26 protein-coding genes, 1 tRNA gene and 1 pseudogene are annotated in these 21,154 nt (G+C 70.4%); 10 read left to right on the top strand and 18 right to left on the bottom strand.

The genetic code is table 11. The features are described from left to right. Positions 1 to 67: 67 nt before the first annotated feature. Positions 68 to 712, top strand: a complete 645-nt coding sequence (locus ABD324_RS30835; RefSeq protein ID WP_344425136.1) for a methyltransferase domain-containing protein — start codon at positions 68 to 70, stop codon at positions 710 to 712. A gap of 38 nt (positions 713 to 750) precedes the next feature. After that, positions 751 to 1,401 (top strand): nitroreductase family protein, encoded by a 651-nt coding sequence (locus tag ABD324_RS30830; RefSeq protein WP_344425133.1) that lies wholly within the window; start codon positions 751 to 753, stop codon positions 1,399 to 1,401. 6 nt (positions 1,402 to 1,407) lie between these two features. On the opposite strand, the gene ABD324_RS30825 is transcribed toward ABD324_RS30830, so the two are convergent. Next, the gene (locus ABD324_RS30825; RefSeq protein WP_344425130.1) at positions 1,408 to 1,995 is read right to left on the bottom strand and encodes a TetR/AcrR family transcriptional regulator; all 588 of its coding nucleotides are present in this window, start codon (positions 1,993 to 1,995) and stop codon (positions 1,408 to 1,410) included. 218 nt (positions 1,996 to 2,213) lie between these two features. Between ABD324_RS30825 and ABD324_RS30820 the strand changes: the two genes are divergently transcribed. Next, positions 2,214 to 3,665, top strand: coding sequence for an MFS transporter (locus tag ABD324_RS30820; protein WP_344425127.1), 1,452 nt, complete (start codon positions 2,214 to 2,216; stop codon positions 3,663 to 3,665). 68 nt (positions 3,666 to 3,733) lie between these two features. On the opposite strand, the gene dprE2 is transcribed toward ABD324_RS30820, so the two are convergent. Further along, positions 3,734 to 4,489, bottom strand: coding sequence for a decaprenylphospho-beta-D-erythro-pentofuranosid-2-ulose 2-reductase (gene dprE2, locus ABD324_RS30815; RefSeq protein ID WP_344425124.1), 756 nt, complete (start codon positions 4,487 to 4,489; stop codon positions 3,734 to 3,736). Further along, a complete protein-coding gene (gene dprE1, locus ABD324_RS30810; protein WP_344425121.1) occupies positions 4,489 to 5,853 on the bottom strand; it encodes a decaprenylphosphoryl-beta-D-ribose oxidase in 1,365 nt (454 codons plus the stop codon). Before dprE1 ends, dprE2 begins: the two co-directional genes overlap by 1 nt. 70 nt (positions 5,854 to 5,923) lie before the next feature. On the opposite strand from dprE1, the gene ABD324_RS30805 reads away from it, so the two are divergent. After that, the gene (locus ABD324_RS30805; protein ID WP_344425118.1) at positions 5,924 to 6,541 is read left to right on the top strand and encodes a DUF1707 domain-containing protein; all 618 of its coding nucleotides are present in this window, start codon (positions 5,924 to 5,926) and stop codon (positions 6,539 to 6,541) included. Positions 6,542 to 6,589: 48 nt separating this feature from the next. Here the strand turns inward: ABD324_RS30805 and ABD324_RS30800 are convergent, their stop codons facing one another. From ABD324_RS30800 to ABD324_RS30755, 10 genes are all read right to left on the bottom strand, one after another. Beyond that, positions 6,590 to 7,330 carry an ABC transporter permease gene (locus ABD324_RS30800; protein WP_344425115.1) on the bottom strand — a complete coding sequence of 247 codons (741 nt, stop codon included), beginning with the start codon at positions 7,328 to 7,330 and terminating at the stop codon, positions 6,590 to 6,592. Beyond that, positions 7,327 to 8,193: an ABC transporter ATP-binding protein gene (locus tag ABD324_RS30795; protein WP_344425112.1), complete on the bottom strand. Its 867-nt coding sequence runs from the start codon at positions 8,191 to 8,193 to the stop codon at positions 7,327 to 7,329. The genes ABD324_RS30800 and ABD324_RS30795 overlap by 4 nt, the downstream gene beginning before the upstream one ends. Next, positions 8,190 to 8,495, bottom strand: a complete 306-nt coding sequence (locus ABD324_RS30790; protein ID WP_344425108.1) for a transcriptional regulator — start codon at positions 8,493 to 8,495, stop codon at positions 8,190 to 8,192. Before ABD324_RS30790 ends, ABD324_RS30795 begins: the two co-directional genes overlap by 4 nt. Then, positions 8,492 to 9,109, bottom strand: coding sequence for a hypothetical protein (locus ABD324_RS30785; RefSeq protein WP_344425105.1), 618 nt, complete (start codon positions 9,107 to 9,109; stop codon positions 8,492 to 8,494). Before ABD324_RS30785 ends, ABD324_RS30790 begins: the two co-directional genes overlap by 4 nt. 229 nt (positions 9,110 to 9,338) lie before the next feature. Further along, a complete protein-coding gene (locus tag ABD324_RS30780) occupies positions 9,339 to 9,779 on the bottom strand; it encodes a GtrA family protein (protein ID WP_344425101.1) in 441 nt (146 codons plus the stop codon). 345 nt (positions 9,780 to 10,124) lie between these two features. Next, a complete protein-coding gene (glfT1, locus tag ABD324_RS30775; RefSeq protein WP_344425098.1) occupies positions 10,125 to 11,045 on the bottom strand; it encodes a galactofuranosyltransferase GlfT1 in 921 nt (306 codons plus the stop codon). Further along, on the bottom strand, positions 11,042 to 11,827 hold the full coding sequence (gene wzt / locus ABD324_RS30770; protein ID WP_344425095.1) for a galactan export ABC transporter ATP-binding subunit Wzt/RfbE: 786 nt from the start codon (positions 11,825 to 11,827) through the stop codon (positions 11,042 to 11,044). Before wzt ends, glfT1 begins: the two co-directional genes overlap by 4 nt. A 1-nt stretch (position 11,828) precedes the next feature. Continuing rightward, positions 11,829 to 12,701, bottom strand: coding sequence for a galactan export ABC transporter permease subunit Wzm/RfbD (gene wzm, locus ABD324_RS30765; RefSeq protein ID WP_425565938.1), 873 nt, complete (start codon positions 12,699 to 12,701; stop codon positions 11,829 to 11,831). A gap of 96 nt (positions 12,702 to 12,797) precedes the next feature. Next, entirely contained in the window at positions 12,798 to 13,349 is a 552-nt protein-coding gene (locus tag ABD324_RS30760) for a bacterial proteasome activator family protein (RefSeq protein ID WP_344425093.1), read from the bottom strand. Between the two features lie 7 nt (positions 13,350 to 13,356). Then, complete coding sequence (locus ABD324_RS30755; protein WP_344425091.1) at positions 13,357 to 14,340, bottom strand: NAD(P)H-quinone oxidoreductase; 984 nt, start codon at positions 14,338 to 14,340, stop codon at positions 13,357 to 13,359. Between the two features lie 57 nt (positions 14,341 to 14,397). Between ABD324_RS30755 and ABD324_RS30750 the strand changes: the two genes are divergently transcribed. Beyond that, on the top strand, positions 14,398 to 15,021 hold the full coding sequence (locus ABD324_RS30750; RefSeq protein WP_344425088.1) for a GNAT family N-acetyltransferase: 624 nt from the start codon (positions 14,398 to 14,400) through the stop codon (positions 15,019 to 15,021). 108 nt (positions 15,022 to 15,129) lie between these two features. Further along, entirely contained in the window at positions 15,130 to 15,396 is a 267-nt protein-coding gene (locus ABD324_RS30745) for a DUF2695 domain-containing protein (protein WP_344425085.1), read from the top strand. A 2-nt stretch (positions 15,397 to 15,398) separates the two neighbouring features. Here ABD324_RS30745 and ypfJ read toward each other — a convergent pair whose 3' ends face one another. Beyond that, positions 15,399 to 16,361 (bottom strand): KPN_02809 family neutral zinc metallopeptidase, encoded by a 963-nt coding sequence (gene ypfJ / locus ABD324_RS30740; protein ID WP_344425082.1) that lies wholly within the window; start codon positions 16,359 to 16,361, stop codon positions 15,399 to 15,401. A gap of 109 nt (positions 16,362 to 16,470) precedes the next feature. Between ypfJ and ABD324_RS30735 the strand changes: the two genes are divergently transcribed. The 3 genes from ABD324_RS30735 (at position 16,471) to ABD324_RS30725 (ending at position 17,855) form a co-directional block, all read left to right on the top strand. Beyond that, positions 16,471 to 16,947: a MarR family winged helix-turn-helix transcriptional regulator gene (locus ABD324_RS30735; protein ID WP_344425079.1), complete on the top strand. Its 477-nt coding sequence runs from the start codon at positions 16,471 to 16,473 to the stop codon at positions 16,945 to 16,947. A 30-nt stretch (positions 16,948 to 16,977) separates the two neighbouring features. Next, a tRNA-Ser gene (locus ABD324_RS30730) sits at positions 16,978 to 17,065 on the top strand. Between the two features lie 238 nt (positions 17,066 to 17,303). Further along, complete coding sequence (locus tag ABD324_RS30725; protein WP_344425076.1) at positions 17,304 to 17,855, top strand: DUF4760 domain-containing protein; 552 nt, start codon at positions 17,304 to 17,306, stop codon at positions 17,853 to 17,855. A 2-nt stretch (positions 17,856 to 17,857) separates the two neighbouring features. Here ABD324_RS30725 and ABD324_RS30720 read toward each other — a convergent pair whose 3' ends face one another. The 3 genes and pseudogenes from ABD324_RS30720 to ABD324_RS30710 form a co-directional block, all read right to left on the bottom strand. After that, positions 17,858 to 18,304, bottom strand: a complete 447-nt coding sequence (locus tag ABD324_RS30720; protein WP_344425073.1) for a site-specific integrase — start codon at positions 18,302 to 18,304, stop codon at positions 17,858 to 17,860. A gap of 294 nt (positions 18,305 to 18,598) precedes the next feature. Next, a pseudogene (locus ABD324_RS30715) lies at positions 18,599 to 18,847 on the bottom strand (helix-turn-helix domain-containing protein); the annotation flags it as partial. A gap of 263 nt (positions 18,848 to 19,110) precedes the next feature. Continuing rightward, on the bottom strand, positions 19,111 to 20,166 hold the full coding sequence (locus ABD324_RS30710; RefSeq protein WP_344425070.1) for a serine/threonine-protein kinase: 1,056 nt from the start codon (positions 20,164 to 20,166) through the stop codon (positions 19,111 to 19,113). Between the two features lie 22 nt (positions 20,167 to 20,188). On the opposite strand from ABD324_RS30710, the gene ABD324_RS30705 reads away from it, so the two are divergent. Beyond that, positions 20,189 to 20,638: a hypothetical protein gene (locus ABD324_RS30705; RefSeq protein ID WP_344425067.1), complete on the top strand. Its 450-nt coding sequence runs from the start codon at positions 20,189 to 20,191 to the stop codon at positions 20,636 to 20,638. Here the strand turns inward: ABD324_RS30705 and ABD324_RS30700 are convergent. Further along, positions 20,627 to 21,088, bottom strand: a complete 462-nt coding sequence (locus ABD324_RS30700) for a hypothetical protein (protein ID WP_344425064.1) — start codon at positions 21,086 to 21,088, stop codon at positions 20,627 to 20,629. The genes ABD324_RS30705 and ABD324_RS30700 overlap by 12 nt on opposite strands. Positions 21,089 to 21,154 lie beyond the last annotated feature (66 nt).

Here is a 21,154-nt window from a genome sequence, read left to right as displayed (position 1 = left end):
GGGAACCCGGCTGCCACGATGTCGGCGTGGAGCGCATCGACACCCGTGAACGGCAGTGAGCGGCTCGGTGGAGGCGCCGAGCACTGACGACCGGCTGCTCTCCTGGTACGTCCAGCTCGTCCGCCGGCACGTCGGCCGCGGCCCCTACCTCGACTACGGCTGCGGGTCCGGCGCCCTGCTGCGCCGGCTGGCCGGCCTCGGCCCCGCCTCGGGCCTCGCCGTCGGCGTCGATCCCGACGCGGTGCGGGCGGCCGCTCCCGGCTGCCCCGTCCACGAGTCCGACGACGAGCTCCCGACGGACGGCTTCCGCAGCCTCGTCGCGATCGACGTCCTCGACACCGTCCCGGCCGACGCCGTCCCGCGGATCCTGCTGACCTGGCGCCGGGTGGTGGCGCCCGGTGGCCGGCTCCTCGTCGCCGTCGCCGATCCCGCGGGCCGCGGCCGGGCCCTGACGGGGTCCGAGTGGTGGGCCGCCCGCCCCGGCCACTCGCTGCGCCCCCACGAGGACTGGAGCCGCCTCCTCACGGCGTCGGGCTTCACCGTCGTCCGCGAGGGTTCCGACGGCCTGTGGCGCGGCCCCTACGGCAAGGTCCCGGCACTCCTGGACACCCGCCGCGCCCCCGCCCTGGCCCAGCGCGGCGCCGGCCGCCTGTTCCTCAACCCCGGCGAGGGGGAGCGGTCCGTCTTCATTCTCACTCACGACCCCCGCTGAGCTGCGGGAGCGATCCGCCGCGGGGCATGATCGTGCCCATGGCAGAGCTGCTCCCGCTGGACCCCGACCACCTGCTCACGTCCACCCGTTCCGTCCGCAAGCGCCTGGACTTCGAGCGCCCCGTGCCGCTCGAGGTGATCCGGGAGAGCCTCGAGGTGGCGCTGCAGGCCCCGAGCGGGAGCAACCGCCAGGGCTGGCACTGGATCGTGCTGACGGACCCGGAGAGGCGCCGCGTCGTCTCGGAGTACTACGCCCGCGCCTTCGACCGCTACCGCAACTCCCCGATCTACGCGGCCGGCAACCCCACCGGCGACGCCGACCGGGACGCGACCCAGCAGCGCGTCGCCACCAGCGCCGAGTACCTCGCCGAGCACATGGCCGAGGCTCCCGTGCTGGTCATCGGGGCGATCGAGGCGTCGGCCGAGCTGTCGTCGTCGAACCAGGCCGGGCTCTGGGGCTCCCTCCTCCCGGCCGCCTGGAGCCTCCAGCTCGCCCTGCGCGCCCGCGGCCTCGGCAGCGCCTGGACGACCCTGCACCTGAGCTACGAGAAGGAGATCGCGGAGTACCTCGGCATCCCGCCCGAGGTCCGCCAGGGCGTCCTCCTCCCCGTCGCGTACACGAAGGGCACGACCTTCAAGCCCGCCCCCCGCCAGCCCCTCGACGAGGTCCTCCACGTCGACACCTGGTAGCCCCGCTCAGGCAGCGCCGAGGGACGGAGCCGCGCGGCTCAGGAACTCGCGGGCGAGCGTGTCGGGTCGGAGATCGCCCGGCTGTCGGCCGCTGAGGATCCAGAAGAACGCCGGGCCGACCAGCAGGGCCGTCGCCTGCGGCATCGGGACGGTCAGGGCCTCGGCGGGCACCGCGCGAGCGATCACGACGGCCGCGCTCTGCCCGATCGGGTCGGTGCCGCTCAGCAGTTCGCCGACGGCCTTGTCGTGCTGGGCCTCGCCGACCAGTGCCCGGTAGGCCGCACCGGCATCCGAGCTGGTGAGGAAGGTGACGAGCGCCTCGAGGTACGCGGTGAGGTCGTCGACGGGATCGTCGTGCGCCGGTACGTCCAGCTCCTGGCGGGCGTCGGTGACGCTGGCCTCGAGCAGGATCTCGGCCTTGGTCGCCCACCAGCGGTAGATGGTCTGGCGCGACACCCCGGCACGCTCCGCGATGCCCTTGAGGGTGACGGCGCCGTACCCGCGCGCGGCCACGAGATCGTCGACGGCGTGGAGGACCGCGATCCGGGCCTCCTCGCTGCGCGGGCGACCGACCTTGCCGTGCTCGCCGCCCATCCCCGCTCCCTCCGCCGGACACCCCGCACCGATCGTAGGGGCCGACCCCTCACCGAGTTCATGGACAGTGTGCACCGTTATCTGTTAGCTTTTCGGGACACTGTGACTCGTAATCCCTCGGTGCGCCAACCCGCACCGGGGGAGAGGGAAGGAACGCAATGCGTGTCATGACAGGTGAGGCCGGTGGCCCCGCGACGACCACGAAAGCCTCCGCCTCGGTGAGGCGGCGCGAGACGCTGGCCCTGATCGCTGTCTGCCTCTGTACCCTGCTCGTCGTCGGTTTCGTCGCGTCGATGAACGTGGCCCAGCCGATGCTGGCCGCCAGCTCCCTGCACCCGAGCTCGGCCGAACTGCTGTGGATCGTCGACGCCTACGTCATCGTCTTCGCCTGCCTCGTCATCCCCGGCGGCGCGGTCGGCGACCGCTTCGGACGCAAGGGCACGCTGCTCACCGGCCTGCTCGTCCTCGCCCTCGGCGCCGCCACCTCGGCGCTCGCCCCCACGGTTGCGATCATGCTCGTGGGCCGGACGGTGTCCGGGCTCGGCGCCGCCCTCGTCCTGCCGAACTGCGTGGGTGTGCTCGTGCACGCGACCCGGGAAGCCCAGCGCCTCCGCGCGCTCGGGACCTGGGGCATCGTGTCGGGCCTGGCCGGTGCCCTCGGCAACCTCGGCGGCGCCGCGCTGCTCAGCTCGGGCTCGTGGCGGACGCTGTTCGCCGGGATCGTCCCCCTCGCCGCGCTCTGCGCCGCCGGCATCATGCTCGCCACCAAGGCGAGCCCGCGCACGTTCCGCCGCTTCGACCCGGCCGGCACGGTGCTGATCGTGGCGGCCTCCGTCGCGCTGCTCGGCGGCATCATCGAGGGCCCCGAACGCGGCTGGGGAAGCCCGGTCGTGCTGGGCGCCTTCGTCCTCGCGGTGCTCCTGTGGTGCGCCTGGGTGCTCGTCGAGCTGCGTGTCACGCACCCGCTCCTCGATCCCCGGCTGTTCCGCTCGCCACTGCTGTCCAGCGCGAGCCTGGGGATGCTCGTGACCTGGTTCGGCAGCTTCGGCCTGTTCTACCTGAACTCCTCGCTGCTCCAGTACGGCCGCGGCTTCACCGTGATCGAGGCCGGGCTGGGCACGCTGCCGCTGGCGATCCCGATCCTGGTCGGCTCCCGCTTCCTGCCCGTTCTCGCCGTCCGGATCGGCGTCCCGGTCACCCTCGGCGCCGGCTTCCTGTTCATCAGCGGCGGCCTGCTCGGGCTCTCCTTCGCGGTCCACCAGTCCTTCCTCGCCTACGCACTCTGGCTCGTGGTGCTCGGCATCGGATTCGCCCTGGCGCTCCCCACCCTCACCACCGTGCTCACCTCCGGGCTGCCGGCGGCGCAGGCAGGCGTGGCCGGCGGCCTGCAGTCGGCCACGCGCGAGCTCGGCAGTGCCCTCGGCATCGCCGTGATCGGCACGATCACGGTCGCCGGTTTCGCCGGCCACCTGCCCGCCGCGCTGCAGGCACACGATCCGGTACCCCGCACGGTCGCCGCCGCGCTCGACCTCGACCCGACCGGGTACGGCGCGATCACGCAGGCCTTCGTGACGGGGTCCGGCACAGCCCTGCAGGTCGGCGCCGGGATCACCCTCCTGGCCGGGATCATCGTCGTCGGCCTCGCGGGCCGGCATCGCCCTCAGGTCTGAACGGCCCCGGCTCCCACGATCGACAGGACACGGGTCCCGACGTGGGGCCGGGGCTCGCAGAGGCGGCCTCAGAGAGGCAGTCGGCGGAAGAGCGGCCGAGGCACGTGGCGCAGCGCCGACATGACGAAGCGGAGGGGGGCCGGGGCCCAGACGAGCTCCTGCTTCACCCGCACCGCGTGCACGATGACCTCGGCGACCGCTTCGGGGGTCGTGGAGAGCGGGGCGGGCTTCAGACCCTCGGTCATCTTGGTGTGCACGAAGCCCGGGCGGACGACCGTGACGGTGACGCCGGACGGGCGGAGGGCCTCGGTGAGGCCCGAGTAGAAGGCGTCGAGGCCGGCCTTGGTGGAGCCGTAGACGAAGTTGGAGCGCCGCGCCCGCTCGCCCGCGACCGACGAGAGCGCGACGAGCGAACCGTGGCCCTGGGCCTTGAGCTTGTCGCCCACCAGCACGCCGACCGAGACCGCGGCGGTGTAGTTGACCTGGGCCAGCTCGACGGCCTTGGCCGCGTCCGTCCAGGCCTCCTCGTTGTCCCCGAGCAGGCCGAACGCCACGATCGTGACGTCGACGTCGCCCGAGGCGAACGCCTTGTCGACCACCGACGCGTGGGTGTCGACGGCGACCGCGTCGAAGTCCAGGGTCTCGACCGCGCACCCGCGGCCCTCGAGCCGGGTCCTCGCCTCGTCGAGCCGGGTGGAGGCACGGCCGGCGAGCACGACGCGGAGCGGCCGGTCGGTGGCGAAGGCCTCGACGGTCGCGAGCCCGATCTCGGACGTCCCACCCAGCAGCAGGATGCTCTGCGGGTTACCGACGGCGTCCATCATCAGATCAGCTCCAGTCGTCGTGCCATGTCGGAGGCGAACACGCCCTCGGGATCCACCGTGGCGCGGACCTTGCGCCACTCGTCGAGCCGCGGGTAGCCGCGCCGGATCGCCTCCGGCGTCGTCCGCGACTCCTTGGCCAGGTAGTGCCGGCCGCCGGCGTCGAGCACCACGCGGTCCAGCTCGTCGCACAGCTCGCCGAGGCCGGGGCCGATCGGGATGTCCAGGCACAGCGTCCAGCCGGGCTTGGGGAAGGACAGCGGCGCCCGGTTGCCCTCGCCGAAGCGCTTCAGCACGTTGAGCGCGGAGACCTGCCCGGCCGCGGTGACCAGCGAGAGCACCTCGCGGATCACGTCGTCCCGGTCGAGCGGCACCACGAACTGGTACTGCAGGAACCCGCGCGGCCCGTACGCCCGGTTCCACTCGCCCGCGATGTCCAGCGGGTGCAGGAACTGGGTGATGTTCTGGACCGCACCCAGCTTGGTGGGCGACTTGCGGTACCAGAGCTCGGAGAACGCCTTGCCGGTCCAGCGGTTGAGCATCCCGGGCGGGAACACGTCCGGCACGGTCAGCAGCTGCGGCGCGTCGAACTTGAGCGGGTCCCGGCGCTGCTTGGGCGAGAGATCGTCCAGCACGGCGTGGTTCGCCCTGGTCAGCAGCCCGCGGCCGAAGTGCTCCCCGGTGGTGACGGCATCGAACCAGGAGACCGACTCGGCGTACTTCTCGTCGTCCTCGGTCTGGCGGCGCATGAGCTCGTCGAGGGTGCCGATCTGCTCGGTGTCGACCTTGAAGTACGCGGTCTCGACGTGGTGCAGCTTCAGCGTGGCCCGCACGACGACACCGGTCAGCCCCATGCCGCCGACGGTCGCCCAGAACAGCTCCTCGTCCGGACCCTCCGGCGTGAGCTCGCGGACCGACCCGTCGGCAAGCACGAGCGTCATCGCGACGACGTGGTTGCCGAAGCTGCCGACGACGTGGTGCGCCTTGCCGTGGATGTCCGCGCCGATCGCGCCGCCGATGGTGACCTGACGGGTACCCGGCAGCACCGGGATCCACAGGCCGAAGGGCAGTGCGCGGCGCATCAGCGTGTCGAGCGAGACACCGGCGTCGAGGTCGACGAGCCCGGTGTCCGCGTCGATCGTGTGGATCCGCGACAGGCCGGTCATGTCGAGCACGGTGCCGCCGGCGTTCTGCGCCGGGTCGCCGTAGGAGCGGCCGAGGCCGCGGGCGATGATCCCGCGCGTGCCCGCCCCGGTGATCGCGGCGGCGACGTCGTCGGGGCCGCGCGGCGTGATCACCGTGGCCACGGTGGGTGCGGTGCGCCCCCATCCGTGCAGGGTCCGGGTCTCGCTGGCTGGGCTGGTCATCGGGAGTCAGGCTACCGACGGTCGCCCTTCGACCCGCGTGCCCACCCCGGATGGCCGCTACGCTGCACGGATGAGCGGGTCCTCGATCTGGCGGCCGCGCCCGCCGGCGCGGGTCGAGCCCGCGGGCCCGCGCCCCGGCATCCGGATCTCCGACGCCGATCGGGAGCGTGCCGCGGTCCGGTTGCAGCGTGCCGTGGGCGAGGGCCGGATCACCTTCTCCGAGCTGGAGGAACGGCTCGAGGTGGTCTACGCGGCCCGATTCGCCGCCGATCTCGTCCCCCCGCTCGAGGACCTCCCGGACGACGAGCCGGTCCTCAGCACTCCGGTCGGCCCGCCGCTCGTCCTCCGCGCCGGCGTGGGCTCGCTGCGCCGCACCGGCCGCTGGGAGGTCCCGGCGCGGCTACGGGTCCAGAGCACGATGGGCGCGGTCCTGCTCGACTTCACCGAGGCCGAGCTGACCCATCCCGTCGTCGAGATCGAGCTGGAGCTCGGCGCGGGCGCGGCCCGCCTCTTCGTCCCGGCCGGAGCCACTGCGGACCTCGACGGCCTGGTCGCAGGCCTGGGCATGGTCCGCAGCCGGGTCCCCGTCGCCCCCGCCCACGCCCCCCACTTCCGCATCTACGGACGCTCGGGCATCGGTTCCGTCGTCGTCCGCCGCCGCTACCGGATCGCCGGCCACCTCGTGTAGCCGTGAGTGGCGATAGTCGCCAGAGCGACTATCGCCACTCACGAGGGCTCAGTGGAACCGGCGGCCCTGGTCGCGCTTGTACGCCCACACCGCGACCGCCGCCGTGGCGACCGCCCACACCCCCATGGCGATCACCGCGAGCACGGAGGGCGGCGTCCCCACGACCGCCCAGACCACCAGGTCCCGCGCCCCGCGCGAGGGCAGCAGCGTCGACACCCCCTGCAGCCAGCCCGGGAAGAGGCCGGGCGGGATCAGCAGGCCGCCGCCGAAGGCGATCGGGAAGAACACCAGGTTGGTCACGGGCAGGGCGACCTTGACCGGCATCGAGTAGCCGATCGCGAGTCCGCCGAACAGGAACGGCAGCCCCGCCACCACCAGCGCGACCAGCCCGAGCAGCAGCTGCAGCGGCGAGGCCGTGGCGCTCGTGAACAGCGCCCCGACGATCGTCACGGGGATCACCGACAGCAGGGCGAACGTGGCGCCCATCAGCACCCGGCCGGCGATCCGCGGCCAGGCCGGCGCCGGGAGCGTCCGCAGGTAGGGATCCCAGGACTTCTCCCGGTCGTCCGCCACCCCGACGCCGAAGGTGAACAGGAAGCTCGTCATCACGGCGAAGACGATCAGCTGGGCGACCGACGTGGTCGCGGCGGCGGGATCGTTGCTGTAGTCGAAGGGCACCACGAAGAACAGCAGCGACAGCGCGGGGAACAGCGCCGACGACAGCAGCGCGATCGGGATCCGGATCTGCTCCAGGACGAGGAACCGGTAGTGCGCGGCCACGAGCGTCATGACGTCTCCCCGGTGAGCGTGAGGAAGGCTTCCTCCAGCGATGCCGGCCGGACCTGCAGCGCCGTGAACGGCACGTCGGCCCGGACCAGGTGGCGGACGAGCGCGTCCGCGTCGGGTGTGTGGAGCTCCCAGCGGTCGCCCTCGCGCTCGCTGTGCACCACGCCGTCGAGCGGCGGCGGCACCGGGCAGGTCAGGCTGACCCGGCTCACGGCGACCAGGCCGCGGACGTGGTCCACCGGCCCGTCGGCGATCACCCGGCCCTTGCCGACGACGACCACGCGGCTCGCGAGGTTCTCGATCTCGTCGAGGTAGTGGCTGGTCAGCAGCACCGTGCCGCCCTCGGCGTGGAAGTGGCGGACGCCCTCCCACAGTGCCCGGCGGCCCTCGACGTCCAGACCCGTGGTGGGCTCGTCGAGCACCACGAGCTTCGGCCGGCCGACGAACGCGAGCGCCACGGCGAGGCGCCGCTTCTGCCCGCCGGAGAGCCCACCCGTCTGCCGCTTCTCCAGTCCGCTGAGCCCGAACCGCTCCAGCAGCTCGCCGGCCGGCAGGGGATCGGGGAAGTGCCGCGAGACGAACGAGACGACCTCGCCGACCCGCAGCGTCGTGGGCAGCCCGGTCTCCTGGGGAGTCATTCCCAGCTCCCGGCGGAACCGAGCGTCGCGCGGGTCGCCGCCGAACAGCTCGACGCGACCGGAGTCCGGCTTGCGCAGCCCCACGAGCAGGCTGATCAGCGTGGACTTGCCGGCGCCGTTCGGCCCGAGCAGGCCGACCAGCTCGCCGGCCGCGACGTCGAGATCCAGCTGGTCCACCGCGACCGTCGACCCGAACCGGCGGGTCACGCCGAGCGCCCGGGCGATCACGTCGCGTCCCCGAGCAGGGACTTCAGCGCCGCGGTGTAGTCCTCGAACGCGCGCCGCCCGTCGCGGGTCAGCTCCACGTACGTGACGGGCGTGCGGCGCTCGTGCGCTTTGGTGATCAGGACGTACCCGGCGTCCTCGAGCTTGCGCAGGTGCGTCGAGAGGTTCCCGGCGGTCATGTCGAGCAGCTCCTGGAGTCGGGGGAAGGTCACGCGATCGCCCTCGCAGAGGGTCGCGAGGCTCGCGGTCACGCGCAGGCGGGCCTGGGCGTGGATGACGGGATCGAGCTGGGGGACACCGGTCACCGGGAACGCACCAGCTCCGCCACCCCGACGGCGAGCATCCCGCCGCCCGCGCCGACCCCGAAGAACAGCAGGTTGGCCGGGGTGCCGAGGAAGGGCGAGACCCCGCCGACGACCACGATCCAGATGCCGAGGACGAAGTTGTTCATCGAGCCCCACACGGCCCCAGACGCGGCATACAGCGCGCCCACCACCAGCGCGTACGCCGCCGGGACCATGATCGCCATCTGGTCGCTCGAGAGCCCGCCGACCGCGCTCATCGCCGCCACGAACACGCTCACCCCGACCATCGCGAAGGGCCAGCAGAGCCCGTAGAGCATGCCCTGGCGGGTCGACTGCCCGGCGAGCCCGCGGCCCGACCGGATCCCGACGACCGCACTCGCGATCCCCGCCGCCACGATCGCGGCGGTACCGAGCACTCCCGCGACCCATCCGGGGAAGACGTCGATGCCGGCGAGGAAGCCGGACACCCCCATGACGATCCAGGCCGCGCCCCAGAACAGGAAGAACAGGTAGGCCTTCGGCGAGATCGCCGACGACACCTGCGCCTGCTGGGCCTGGATGATCGCCAACGCGTCCGCCGCACTGCCCGGACGATCGTCGTGCACCTCGGTCATGGCTCCCCCCGCGAGCTCCGCGACGCAGCGAACTCTGCGCCGTGAGGAACTTTGTAGCGCAAAGCTGTTGGTGGCCGCAACCCAAACCCGCGAGTCGGCACTTTCGGGAGCCCGAAACACACGTCTGCGACGTCCGGGCTGCAGCCCCGAGCGTCAGCGAGCTCCGGCCTCGAGCGTCAGCGAGCTCGGGCCTCGACAGGACGCACCGGCGCCCGGATGAACCCGCCGGTCAGGAGGTGGGGGTGCTCCGGAAGACAACCGTGCGGAGCATCACGAAGTTGATCACCGTCGCGGTGCCCTGCGAGATGACCCAGGCGATCGAGGTCTTGAAGCTCATCTCGGGAAGGAAGGAGAGGGCGAGCTGGTACACGCCGACCGCGATCGCGAACGTGGTGGCGTAGAGCAGGACGAACCCGGCCAGCCGCCCTCGACCGCCGGCCGCCTCCCCGAAGGTGAAGCGCTTGTTGAGGAAGTAGGCCGTGGTGGTTCCGCAGATGAACGAGATCGCGCGCGCGAGCCACGACGGGACGTCCGTCAGCAGCACGAGGTGCAGGACCCCGAAGTCGACCAGCGCCGAGATGCCGCCGACCGCGGCGAACCGCAGCAGCTGTGCGACGAGCCCATGGGACGCGGCCGGCGCAGGAGCCTCCTCGGGCTGGGTCGCGGTCACGGAACGAGGGTAGCGAGGTGCCCGCGGCGCCGGCGGCCGACCCCGCACACGTCGCAAAGATCGGTCCGACCGCGACACCACCGCGACCGTCGCCGCGCTCGTGTCACCCTCGGATCGATCATGAGCCGCATGATCGGCACGAAGGTGACTCCAGTGCGGTCGGGAGCACCACCACGTACCTCCGAGAACGATCACCACGCTCCGCGAGCTCGGGATCCTCACGCACTCAGCGACGCGGGAGAGCCCAAGCGCCGTTCGGTGACGCCCGAGCTCCTCGAGCACCGCTCGGTGACACTCGAGCCCCCCGAGCACCGCTCAGGGTCTCCGAGCGCCGGGGGCTGCAGCTCAGGGGGCGCGGTGGAAGCGCTCCGAGCGGCCCTGGTTGAGCAGGCGGAGCCACTCCACGAAGGCGCGCGGCTGCTTCTTCGTGACGAGGAAGTACCAGGCGAAGCGGGGGATCTCGAGGATCCCGATCTTCCGCATCCCCGGCTGGCTCATGAGGAACCCGCGGTTGCGGTAGGTGTAGTAGCGCTTCGTGGGGTCCTCGGGGTCCTGCGCGTGCAGGCGCCCGCCGAGCATCGGCTTGAACTCTTCGCCGCCCTGCGGGTGCAGGTAGGTCGCCTGCAGCGCGGTGCCGAAGGGCAGCCCGGAGCGGACCATCCGGCGGTGGAACTCCACCTCGTCGCCCCGGACGAACAGCCGCAGGTCCGGCACGCCGATCACGTCGAGCGTCGAGGCCCGGACCAGGGCGCCGTTGAAGAACGACGCGATGCCGGGGAGGAGCTCGTCGTCGCCGTCCCCGTCCGCCGAGAGGAGCGCGGTGCGGGTGCGGTGCCAGACCACCCCGCGACGCAGCGGGAACGCCAGCCGGTCCGGATCCGCCTTGTCCGCGACGACCGGCGAGACCGACGCGAGGTCCCTGCGGACGGCCAGGTCCATCAGGACCGCCAGGGCGGACTCGGATCCGGCGTGCCCGTCGTCGTCGCCCAGCCAGACCCAGTCCGCGCCCATGGCGAGCGCGGCCAGGATGCCGAGTGCGAAGCCGCCGGCCCCGCCGAGGTTGTGCCAGGAGGGGAGCCAGGTCGCGGGCAGCCCGCAGGACTCCACGATCTCGCGCGCCGGCTGGTCCGGCCCGTTGTCGACGACGACCAGGTGGGCGATCGGGTGGGTCTGCTTGGCCATCGCGGCGAGCGAGTCGACCAGCAGCTCGGTCCGGTGCCGCGTGACGACGACGGCGACGACCGAACCCGGCGGCAGTGCGGTCACGCGGACTTGTCCCCGTGGAGGTAGTGGTCCGCCAGCACGTCCCGGCCCTTGTAGTGGTGCAGGACCTCGCGCAGCGGGCCGAACTCCTTGATCGTGCCGTGCTCCATCCAGATCGCCGTGTCGCACAGGTCGGCGAGGAACTCGTCGGAGTGCGAGGCGAACACGAGGATGCCGGAGCGCTCGACCAGCTCGTTGAGCCGGTCCCGGGCCTTGGCGAGGAACTCGGCGTCGACCGCGCCGATGCCCTCGTCGAGCAGCAGGATCTCGGGATCGATGCTGGTCACGACGCCGAGCGCGAGCCGCACCCGCATACCCGTGGAGTAGGTGCGCAGCGGCATCGACAGGTAGTCCCCGAGCTCGGTGAACTCGGCGATGTCGTCGACCCGGGCGTTCATCTCCTTGCGGGTCATCCCCAGGAACAACCCGCGGATGATGATGTTCTCCAGGCCCGAGATCTCCGGGTCCATCCCGACGGCGAGGTCGAAGATGGGCGCGACCTTGCCGCGGACGGCGGCGCGCCCGCGGGTGGGCTCGTAGATGCCGGCCATCAGGCGCAGGATGGTGGTCTTGCCGGCGCCGTTGTGCCCGACGAGGGCCACCCGGTCGCCCTTGCGCAGGGCGAGGGAGATGTCCCGCAGCGCCTCGATGATCGGCACCCGCGACTCGGTGCCGATGCGGCCGCCGGCCCGTCCCAGGACGGACTTCTTCAGCGAGCGCGACTTGGCGTCGAAGATGGGGAAGTCGACGCAGGCGCGGTCGAGGTCGATGCTCGGCTCGTTCATCTCACACCCAGTAGGCCACGCGGGCCCGGTAGTTACGCATGCACAGTAGCCCGACGGCCCAGCCCAGGACCGTGATCACGCCGACGACGGCCCAGGAGAACCAGGCGATGTGCTGGCCCAGCAGCGGCGCCCGCACGATCTCCAGGAAGTGGTAGAGCGGGTTGATCTCCACCAGCCGGGCGCGCTCCTGGACGGCGGGGTTGCCGGACAGGATGTCGACGGACCAGACGATCGGCGTCATGTAGAAGGCGAGCTGGACGACGCTCGCGATGATCGGCGGGATGTCCCGGAACCGGGTGGCCAGGATGCCGGAGAGGATGGAGATCCAGCCGCCGTTGACCGCCAGCAGCGCGAAGCCGGGGACCGCCAGCACGAGCGTCCAGCTCAGCGGGTGCGGGAAGACGATCACGAGGACCGCCCAGATCACCAGGTTGTGCAGGAAGAACAGCGTCTGCCGCCAGACGAGCCGGTAGATGTGCAGCGACAGCGGGGCCGGCAGGAACTTGATCAGGCCCTCGTTGGCGATGAAGACCTCGCTGCCCTCGAGGATGCAGCCCGAGATGAAGTTCCAGATCAGCAGGCCGACGGCCACGTGCGGCAGGAACGTCGCGATGTCGACCTGGAACAGCAGCGAGTAGAGGACGCCGAGCCCGAGCGCGATGACGCCCATCGAGATCGAGATCCAGAGCGGCCCGAGCACCGAGCGGCGGTACCGCTGCTTGATGTCCTGCCAGCCGAGGTGCCCCCACAGGGCCCGTTGGCGCCAGCCCTCGCGGAGGTCGCCGAACGCCCGCGCCCAGCTCCGCGAGCCGGGCGCATCGGCGATCACCGGGCGCGCACGCCCGGCGGTGTCCTCGTCCACGGTCACGGCCACCCGACGAGGGTACCGACGCCTCCGTGACCCGCCGCGAGCGGTGGTGCACCGCCCGCGACCAGCGCGGATGCTGCGGAACCGGCTGCCCGCGACCGCCTAGAGGTACTGACCGGTCCCCCTGCCGCCACCTTCCTGAGGCTGGCCCGGCATCTGCGCGCCACCGATCCCCGGTGGGAGGCCGCGGCGCATCTGCTCCAGCTGCGCCCGCGCCGCCATCTGCTGGGCGAACAGCGCGGTCTGGATGCCGTGGAAGAGCCCCTCCAGCCAGCCGACCAGCTGGGCCTGCGCGATCCGCAGCTCACCCTCGCTGGGCACCGAGTCGTCCGTGAAGGGCAGCGAGAGCCGGTTGAGCTCCTCCCGCAGCTCGGGGGCCAGTCCCTCCTCCAGCTCCTTGATCGAGTTCTCGTGGATCTCGCGGAGCCGGGCCCGGGAGGCCTCGTCGAGCGGTGCCGCCCGGACCTCCTCCAGCAGCTGCTTGATCATGGTGCCGATCCGCATGACCTTCGCGGGCTGCTCGACCATGCCGCCGAGGCCGGCCTGGCCGTCCTCGTCGTCGCCGTGCGGCACGGCGGCCATCCCGACCGGGCGCCCGTCCGGTCCGACGACCATGACCTGCTGCTGCCCGTCGCTCTCGTCTGGTGCCGTCATGTGCCCATCATGGCGCGACGAGCACCAGCTTGCCGACGACGCCCCCGGCGGCCAGCGTCCGGTGCGCGTCCGCGGCGTCCTGCAGGCGGAAGCGGCCGTGCACGACGGGCCGCACCCGGCCGTCCGCCACCAGCGGCCAGATCCGCTCCCGGACCCCGCGGACCACCTCGCCCTTGCCCTGCGGCCCGTCGACCGGGCGCCCGCGCAGCCCCATCGCCGTCACGCTGGCCCGCTTCGCCAGCAGGGCCCCGATGTTGAGCTCGGCCTTCACCCCGCCCTGCATCCCGATGACCATGAGCCGGCCGTCGGGCGCGAGCGCGGACACGTTCGCCTTGAGCCCCTTGGCCCCCATGTTGTCGAGGACGACGTCGGCGCCGCGCCCGTCCGTCGCCTCCTTGAGCTCGGTGGCGAAGTCGCCCGCGTAGTCGAGGACGATGTCCGCGCCCAGCTCGCGGCAGACGTCGAACCGCGCCGGGTTGGCCGTGACCGCGACCCGCGCCCCGAGCGCCTTGCCGACCTGGATCGCGTGGGTGCCGATACCCGAGCTGCCGCCCTGGACCAGGAGCGTCTGGCCGGCGGCGAGGCCGGCGAAGGACACCACGTTGGAGAACACGGTGCACGCCACCTCGGGCAGGCTCGCCGCCGTCACCAGGTCGATGCCCTGCGGGACCGGCAACAGCTGCGCCGCCGGGACCGCCACCTTCGTCGCGTAGCCGCCGCCGGTCAGCAGCGCGCAGACGGAGTCGCCGACCGACCAGCCCGACACCCCGTCGCCGACCTGGGAGATCACGCCCGAGCACTCCAGCCCGATGATCTCCGACGCCCCGGGCGGCGGCGGGTAGTTCCCCTCGCGCTGGAGCAGGTCGGCCCGGTTGACCGCGGATGCCGCGACGTCGAGGACGACCTCGCCCGGCCCCGCCTTCGGGTCCTCGACCTCGGTCCAGTGCATGTTCTCGGGCCCGCCCGGCTCCGGGACGGTGATGGCGTACATGCTCACCGACGCTATTCGCCTCGACCCGTTCCCCGCAGTGCGGCACGCTCCCGGGGCATGCACTGGCCCGCCCGCGCCCTGGTCCTGCGCACCCCGCGCCTCGAGCTGCGCCCGGACGACGACGCCGGCCTCGACGAGCTGGTCGAGCTCGCCTACGGCGGCGTGCACCCGCCCGAGGAGATGCCCTTCCAGTACGCCTGGACGGACGCCGACCCGCGCTACCTGGGCCGCGGCATCCTGCAGCACTTCTGGGGCGAGCGGGCCCGCTTCTCCCCGGAGGCGTGGACGCTCCACTTCCTGGTCCGCCACGAGGGCCGGGTGGTCGGGGTGCAGAGCATGACCGGGCGGAACTTCGCGGTGCTCCGCGAGGTCGACACGGGCTCCTGGCTCGGGCTGGCCCACCAGGGGAAGGGTTTCGGCACGGAGATGCGCGCCGCCGTCCTGACCTACGCCTTCGACCATCTGGGTGCCCGGCAGGCCCGCTCGGGTGCCCTGGCCGGCAACACGGCGTCCCTACGGGTGTCGGCGAGGCTGGGCTACCTGCCCGACGGCTCGGCCCTGGTCGCGCCGCGCGGTGAGCCTGTCGTCGAGCACCGGCTACTTCTGTCCGCCGAGGGTTACCGACGGCCGGGGTGGAGCCTCGACGTCGTCGGCCACTCCCCGTCCCTCGTCTTCCTGTGAGTGCCCACCGCCTCCGCTGACCTGCGCGAACCCGACCTGTGGACAACTCGGGCCCTTCGGCCCCTGACCCGGCCTGGACTGTCGGTGCCGACACCGAGCGTCGGCGCCATGAACCACTCGGACCTCCCCGACGACCCGCACTCGAGCTGGGCCGGTGTCCTCTGCACCGCCCTCGGCCTGCCGGTCGAGCACGTCCGGCTCCTCGGACGGTGGCTCGCCGGCGCGCTCGACGCCCGCGGCTGCGACGGCAGCCTCCACAAGACGCGGCGCTGGGCACACCGCCGCGGCCTCGATCCCGGGCCCGTCGTCGAGGGCCTGCTCGCCCTCGGTGCGCCGTGCGACTGCGCTGCCCTCGACGTGCTGGCCCGGTCGTGAGCTCAGCCCAGGTTGTTGGTGGTGAACGTGTTGCACTGCGCCGGGTCGCCGGTCCGGATGCCGGTGCTGAACCACTTCTCGCGCTGCGCCGAGCTGCCGTGGGTGAACTGGCTCTGGTCCACGCGGCCGCCGCCGAGGTTGCTCTGGATGTAGTCGTCGCCGATCCGCGAGGCCGTGTCCAGGGCGGCCTTGATGTCCGCCTGGTCCACGTCCGTGATCAGCGGGCGGCCCGACGACGTCGGCGTGGTCGTGGCGTGGTTGCCCCAGACGCCGGCGTAGCAGTCCGCCTGCAGCTCCAGCCGCACCGAACCCGAGGTCGGCCCGCTGTCCCCGGCCCGGACCTGCCGGTTCGTGCCGAGGAGGTTCTGGATGTGGTGGCCGTACTCGTGCGCGATCACGTAGGCGCGGGCGAAGGGGCCGCCCTGCGCGCCGAAGCGCGTCTGCAGCTCCTGGAAGAAGGAGAGGTCGATGTAGATCTCGGAGTCGCCGGGGCAGTAGAAGGGGCCGACGTCCGAGGTCGCCGAGCCGCAGCCGCCGGTGCTGACCTGACCGTTGAAGAAGTTGGTGCGGGGGGCGCGGAAGGTCTGGCCGGAGCGGGAGAACGCGTCGGACCAGTAGCCGTCGAGCGAGTTGAGGACGGCGGTGACCTCGCAGTCCACGCTGCGGTTCGCGTCCGCGCCGGTCCGGCAGCTCTGCGCGATCTGGCTGTTGTCGGTGCTCTGGCCGGACGACAGCCCGGAGAGACCACTCGGAAGGGCGAGGCCACCGCCGAGCCCGCCGCCCCCGGTCGTGGTGCCGCCCCCGCCGAGCGCGGAGATGAGGAAGAAGATGATCAGCCCGACGATGCCCAGCCCGCCACCGCCCAGCGCGACCCGCCCGCCGAGCGGGCTACCGCCCCCGCCACCGGATCCACGCTGGTCGTCGATCCGCGACGTGTCCAGCTCGGCGTTCTCGTCGAACCGCATCCCGGCACCCCTTTCGGCGCCCGACCGGATCCCCGGCGGGGCGACGATCGAGATCCCACCACACCGCGGGCGCGGGGTCGACTCGTCCCCGATGACTAAGCTGCCTTCCGTGTCGGAAGGGTCCGGGTCGTCGCCGCAGTGGCTGGACGACGAGGAGATGCGGTTCTGGCGTGCCTGGATCCTGTCCGCCACGCTGCTCGACGCGCGCCTCAACCGCGATCTCCAGGACGAGCACGGTCTGTCCCACATGGACTACGGCGTGCTGGTGGTGCTCTCCGAGCAGCCGGACCACCGGATGCGGATGAGCGGGCTCGCGGACATGCTCGCCATGTCGAAGTCGCGGCTGTCCCACCAGGTCTCGCGGCTGGAGAAGGCCGGCCTGGTCCGCCGGGACGGGGACGCCTCCGACGGCCGCGGCATCTTCGCCTGCCTCACCCCGGCGGGGTACGAGCGCCTCTCCGCGGCGGCGCCCACCCACGTCTCCGGCGTCCGCCGCTACGTCGTCGACCTGCTGGACTCGAGCGAACGGGCCCAGGCGGCGGACTTCCTGGAGCGGGTGGTCGCCGGTCTGCGGGAGTGTCCCTAGCCGCCGGCCCCGCCCGCTAGGCTGCCCCGCGGAAGCGTGGCAGAGCGGCCGAATGCACTCGCCTTGAAAGCGAGAGTCCCGAAAGGGTCCGGGGGTTCGAATCCCTCCGCTTCCGCCAGTTCAGAGGCATGATCACAGATCTTCGGCCCTGTCGCGTCGGGGCGCTGAAAGCAACCGGTGACAGCAACGCCCGCGTGATGTCGGTCGGCGGAGCCTTCGTGCCACGAGGCTGCGCGGGCCCTTCGTATACCGGGCGTCGGGTCCGTGCAGAGTGGGCTAACCGTCTATAGGATGCATTCCATTGGCCCTTCAATAGTGGATCGGCGGTCAGTATGGCGCTAACGATATTGGCGCTCGTGTTCTCTCTACTCGCTATCCTGGTGTCCGGATTCTTTGCCCTGCGACAGGTCCGCCTTCTCGAAAGGGCGAACATGTTCCCAGTGGCGGTGGACATGTTCAAGGAGTTCAGGAGTCCGGAATTCAAGGAGAAGGTGTGGACCGTCTATCAATTGAATGAAAGCGGTACGGAAGACTTTGAGGAGCTGCCGCCAAAGGTCAAGAGCGACGCGCTGGCAGTGTCCCATTTCTGGGATAATCTGGCCGCGCTGGTGGCGACGGGAGCTGCGCCTGAGAAGCTCATCTTGGCGTTCATGGGGGGCAGTGCGTTGGCCTGCTGGGAGAAGCTGTGGCCATTCATCCGAACTGAACGGCAGCGTCGCACGGAAGGGACGTATCAGGAGTTCTACGAGGACTTAGTCGTTCGAGTCCGAAAGACTCCACCAGAACAAATGATGGAGGAGCTCAAACTGCAGAAGATCTCTGGAAAGCGGCCATTCCCGAAGCCTCCGCGGATTTCGACGCCGGGTATCGGCAGTCGTCAGGTGGAAGATGGCGAACACAACTCTTGAAGTCAGGCCTCGTCTGCCATTCTCGTTAGTGCGCTTCCCAATCGCGACAGCGCTAGTCTCTTCTCATTCAAACTTCCGTGAGCGTAGACGGTCATCGTAACCTTGATGTCGCTGTGCCCGGCGATCTCCCGTACGACGTGCGGAGGGACACCGAGGGCCAGCAGCAGCAACACAGCGGTGTGGCGGAGGTCGTGGAAGCGCAGCGTCTCCAGGCCCGCGGTATCTCGGAGATCCCGCCAGTACTTCCCAAGCGTGTAGGGCGACATGGCAGCGCCGCGGCGGGTGGTGAAGACGAACCCGCTGTCATCCCATGTCTCACCAGCCGCGAGCTTCTCGTCCTCCTGCTTCTTCGTATGATCACGCAGCGCGGTCACGACTACCTCCGGCAGCGGGATCACCCGGCGCGAGGCGCGAGTCTTCGGCGGAAGGAGCACCGCGCGGCCCTGCATCCAGCTCAGAGACTACCGAACCACGAGCCGGTGGCCGTCGAGGTCGACCGCGTCCCACGTCAGCCCCAGCAGCTCGCCGCGCCGCATCCCGAGCACCATCGCGCAGAGATACAACGCGAACAGGCGGTCGTCGGCGATGTGCTTGAGCAGCGCGCGGGCGGCGATCGGGTCGAGGCCGGCGCCGACGTCGTACTCCGGGTTCGACATCTTGACCAGCTTCGCGGCGTTGCGACCGACCAGCTCCTCACGCACGGCGTTGGAGAGCGCGTTGCGCAGGACCGCGTGCGCGAACTGGTGGGCGCGGCGCAGCTCGCAGATGCGGGCCTCGACGTCCGGGGCGAGCTGCCACGGATGATGGTGCGGGCGATGGGATCGGTCGGCAAGCCCGGCCAGGCCGTCTGAGCGGTAGCGGCGGACCCAGGCGTGCACGGTCTTGCGGGACACGCCGTAGCGGGCGGCGACCTCGACCACCGGCGCTCCGGCGGACAGGACCTCCATGACGGCGTGATAGCGCTGCTCCACGACGCTCAACTCCACGAGCATCAGCCCCGGCCCCTCCACACGACGACGAGTCGCATCGAGCAGAACCGAGGGCGGGAGCGTTACCCCTCAACTGGAGCCAGCGTGTTACCGATCAAGCGGAGCCCGACAACCGCCGCGAGGCCGCCGGGTTCAGACTTTCTCTACCTGATCAAGGCGGCGGCTCTGCCGCCGCGCCGCTTCCGCTGGCCGGGGCGTGCGGCCTCCGGCCGGTCCCCGCCCAGCGAGCGGCACGCACGGAGGTTGCCGCTGGACTCGCCGGGTTACTAAATCGACGCAGTGATCGTGCGTAGCTCCTTTGGTATATCACGCAGCTTCACTCCCGACCGCTGACCATCCCGAATAGCACGCCCAGACGATGTCTTCGACTCAATTCTGTAACCGGGCGAGGCTCCGTTTGTGCAGATCACCGCTCCTTGCCGCGTCTTCTCTTTAGGCGCTTCAAGACACCAATGGTGCCCTGCGTGTTCGACACGATGCCAGCTGCGCCGATGGATAGTGGCCGTCGCGAGCTGGTTGGCAAATTCAAGGGCGGACGTCTGTCGATCTTCGGGATTTTTAGATAGAGCGCGTTCAATCACTATCGCCATGCTTTTCGTGGCATGCGGTGACAACTCGCGGAGACGTCTCCCTTTCCCAGAGCGGACATCATCAAGGTACTGAGCTTTTCCTTGGCCTGTGTCGGCCACCGGGTACTCTCCGGTTATCATGAAGAACGTGGTTGCTCCCAATGAGAATACATCTGATTTCACGGAGCAGTAACCACTCTGGGGATCGAGCACTTCGGGCGCTACCGTCACTGGAGTTCCATCCGGAAGTGATGTACCTGATGGATCGATTGAAATAGCCATCCCAAGGTCGGCTAGATAGGCGTAGCCATCCTCCCCGAGGAAACAGTTTCCAGGTTTGATGTCTCGGTGAAGCAGGCCATATGAGTGGAGGCGTTCAGCGGCGTGAGCGATTTGCGACGACCAGGCTGTCGCGGTCGCTATCGCTACGCCCAGTCGCTGACAAGCGGTTGCAATGTCTCCGCCCGTCATCAGCTTTGTTGTGATGAACCGAATATCGGTTCCGGCGATGACGTCTGCGTTGTGGACGGGAAGGAGGTAATCGCCTCCGAGCTTCTCCAGGACCTGAGCTTCGCTCCACGCCGCAGGTCCTCCTCCGACCGGATCCAGCAGCTTGAGGGCAACCTCTACGCCGAGGTGGGCATCGAACACCTTGTAGGCAGCGCCAGCTGCGCCGCGGCCGAGGAATCCGCGCACCTCGTAGCGTCCATTGAACACTGTGCCGTCAGGGTACGGCGCCTTCGACGGCGACATGCCATCACTCTATAGTGCAGCCGTGGGTGCACTCGGTATCTGTATCGTTTACCAGGTCAAGCGGCCAGTCGTGACAGGCGTCGTGCTGGGCGGTACCTCAGCAGAGCCGGCGGTCGAGCAAGTATTCGAACTAAAGAGCGGCTCGACCGCAGTTGCCGAGCAGATCAACGACCTGGTCAGAGCGCTTCGAAGTAAGTTGGCCGGTGCGAGTATCGACCGGTGTGTGGTAAAGGTTGCTGACCAGTCGCCCAAGCCGAGCAAGCTGCAAGCGCCGAGGACCCGTCTCATGATTGAAGGTGCTCTGGTCTTCGGTTGCCGAGACCAGGGAATCGTAGACATACGCATAATGAACGGGCGTGACATCGGCCTAGCCCTTGGCTGTTCTAAAGACGCTGCAGTTAAGGCTGGTGGTGATCTGGCCGAGAAGCATGCGGGCGCATGCTCAGCAGCGCTTGCAGCGTTAGGCGGTTAAGCCACTTGATGTGATGCTCCGCTCGGCGGCTTCGCGGTCGTCGTCAGCGTTCATCCACGGGTTGACGATATGGAGTGCATCTAATCCACACTCCGCCGCTGTAGGGCCGCTCCTGCCGAGCTGGTAAAGAGCGATTCCGTAGACAGCGGTTGCTCCCCGTGACCGCGCGAGTGCGGCCGCCCGGGCGAATTCCGTACCGCTCGCGAAGTTGATGTCGAAGAGAGCGACAGGAAACACTGAATCGGTGGACGGCTCGGAGCGTGCGGCCAAAGCAGATGTCAGGGCCCCGCGGAGGACCTCAGCAGCGGTGCTAGCTGCGATGATCTCTGAGACGTGCCAGGAAGCCAGCGTCTTCGCGATCTCAGCCGCAGCTTGGCGGCCCCCCACCGGGTCTGACGCTGTGGCGACGTTCCGGTATGCGCTCTCGATCATCGTTGCGACGTCACTCATTGCTGGCTCCTGTGTCGTGGCGTACGCCCACGATGACTGGTTCGCGCACAGAACTCCATAGCTGAG

The sequence above is a fragment of the Pseudonocardia ailaonensis genome (assembly GCF_039531635.1).
Classification (GTDB): Bacteria; Actinomycetota; Actinomycetes; order Mycobacteriales; family Pseudonocardiaceae; genus Pseudonocardia; species Pseudonocardia ailaonensis.
This window is presented reverse-complemented; position numbering and strand designations above follow the sequence as displayed.

What these genes read in the sequence shown, in the direction of transcription:
- ABD324_RS30830 (WP_344425133.1), top strand. Translation starts at nt 751, where the DNA reads ATGGCAGAGCTGCTCCCGCTGGACCCCGACCACCTGCTCACGTCCACC.
- ABD324_RS30825 (WP_344425130.1), bottom strand. Translation starts at nt 1,995, where the DNA reads ATGGGCGGCGAGCACGGCAAGGTCGGTCGCCCGCGCAGCGAGGAGGCC.
- dprE2 (WP_344425124.1), bottom strand. Translation starts at nt 4,489, where the DNA reads ATGATGGACGCCGTCGGTAACCCGCAGAGCATCCTGCTGCTGGGTGGG.
- dprE1 (WP_344425121.1), bottom strand. Translation starts at nt 5,853, where the DNA reads ATGACCAGCCCAGCCAGCGAGACCCGGACCCTGCACGGATGGGGGCGC.
- ABD324_RS30805 (WP_344425118.1), top strand. Translation starts at nt 5,924, where the DNA reads ATGAGCGGGTCCTCGATCTGGCGGCCGCGCCCGCCGGCGCGGGTCGAG.
- ABD324_RS30800 (WP_344425115.1), bottom strand. Translation starts at nt 7,330, where the DNA reads ATGACGCTCGTGGCCGCGCACTACCGGTTCCTCGTCCTGGAGCAGATC.
- ABD324_RS30785 (WP_344425105.1), bottom strand. Translation starts at nt 9,109, where the DNA reads ATGACCGAGGTGCACGACGATCGTCCGGGCAGTGCGGCGGACGCGTTG.
- wzt (WP_344425095.1), bottom strand. Translation starts at nt 11,827, where the DNA reads ATGAACGAGCCGAGCATCGACCTCGACCGCGCCTGCGTCGACTTCCCC.
- ABD324_RS30760 (WP_344425093.1), bottom strand. Translation starts at nt 13,349, where the DNA reads ATGACGGCACCAGACGAGAGCGACGGGCAGCAGCAGGTCATGGTCGTC.
- ABD324_RS30755 (WP_344425091.1), bottom strand. Translation starts at nt 14,340, where the DNA reads ATGTACGCCATCACCGTCCCGGAGCCGGGCGGGCCCGAGAACATGCAC.
- ABD324_RS30750 (WP_344425088.1), top strand. Translation starts at nt 14,398, where the DNA reads ATGCACTGGCCCGCCCGCGCCCTGGTCCTGCGCACCCCGCGCCTCGAG.
- ABD324_RS30745 (WP_344425085.1), top strand. Translation starts at nt 15,130, where the DNA reads ATGAACCACTCGGACCTCCCCGACGACCCGCACTCGAGCTGGGCCGGT.
- ypfJ (WP_344425082.1), bottom strand. Translation starts at nt 16,361, where the DNA reads ATGCGGTTCGACGAGAACGCCGAGCTGGACACGTCGCGGATCGACGAC.
- ABD324_RS30720 (WP_344425073.1), bottom strand. Translation starts at nt 18,304, where the DNA reads ATGCAGGGCCGCGCGGTGCTCCTTCCGCCGAAGACTCGCGCCTCGCGC.
- ABD324_RS30710 (WP_344425070.1), bottom strand. Translation starts at nt 20,166, where the DNA reads ATGTCGCCGTCGAAGGCGCCGTACCCTGACGGCACAGTGTTCAATGGA.
- ABD324_RS30700 (WP_344425064.1), bottom strand. Translation starts at nt 21,088, where the DNA reads ATGAGTGACGTCGCAACGATGATCGAGAGCGCATACCGGAACGTCGCC.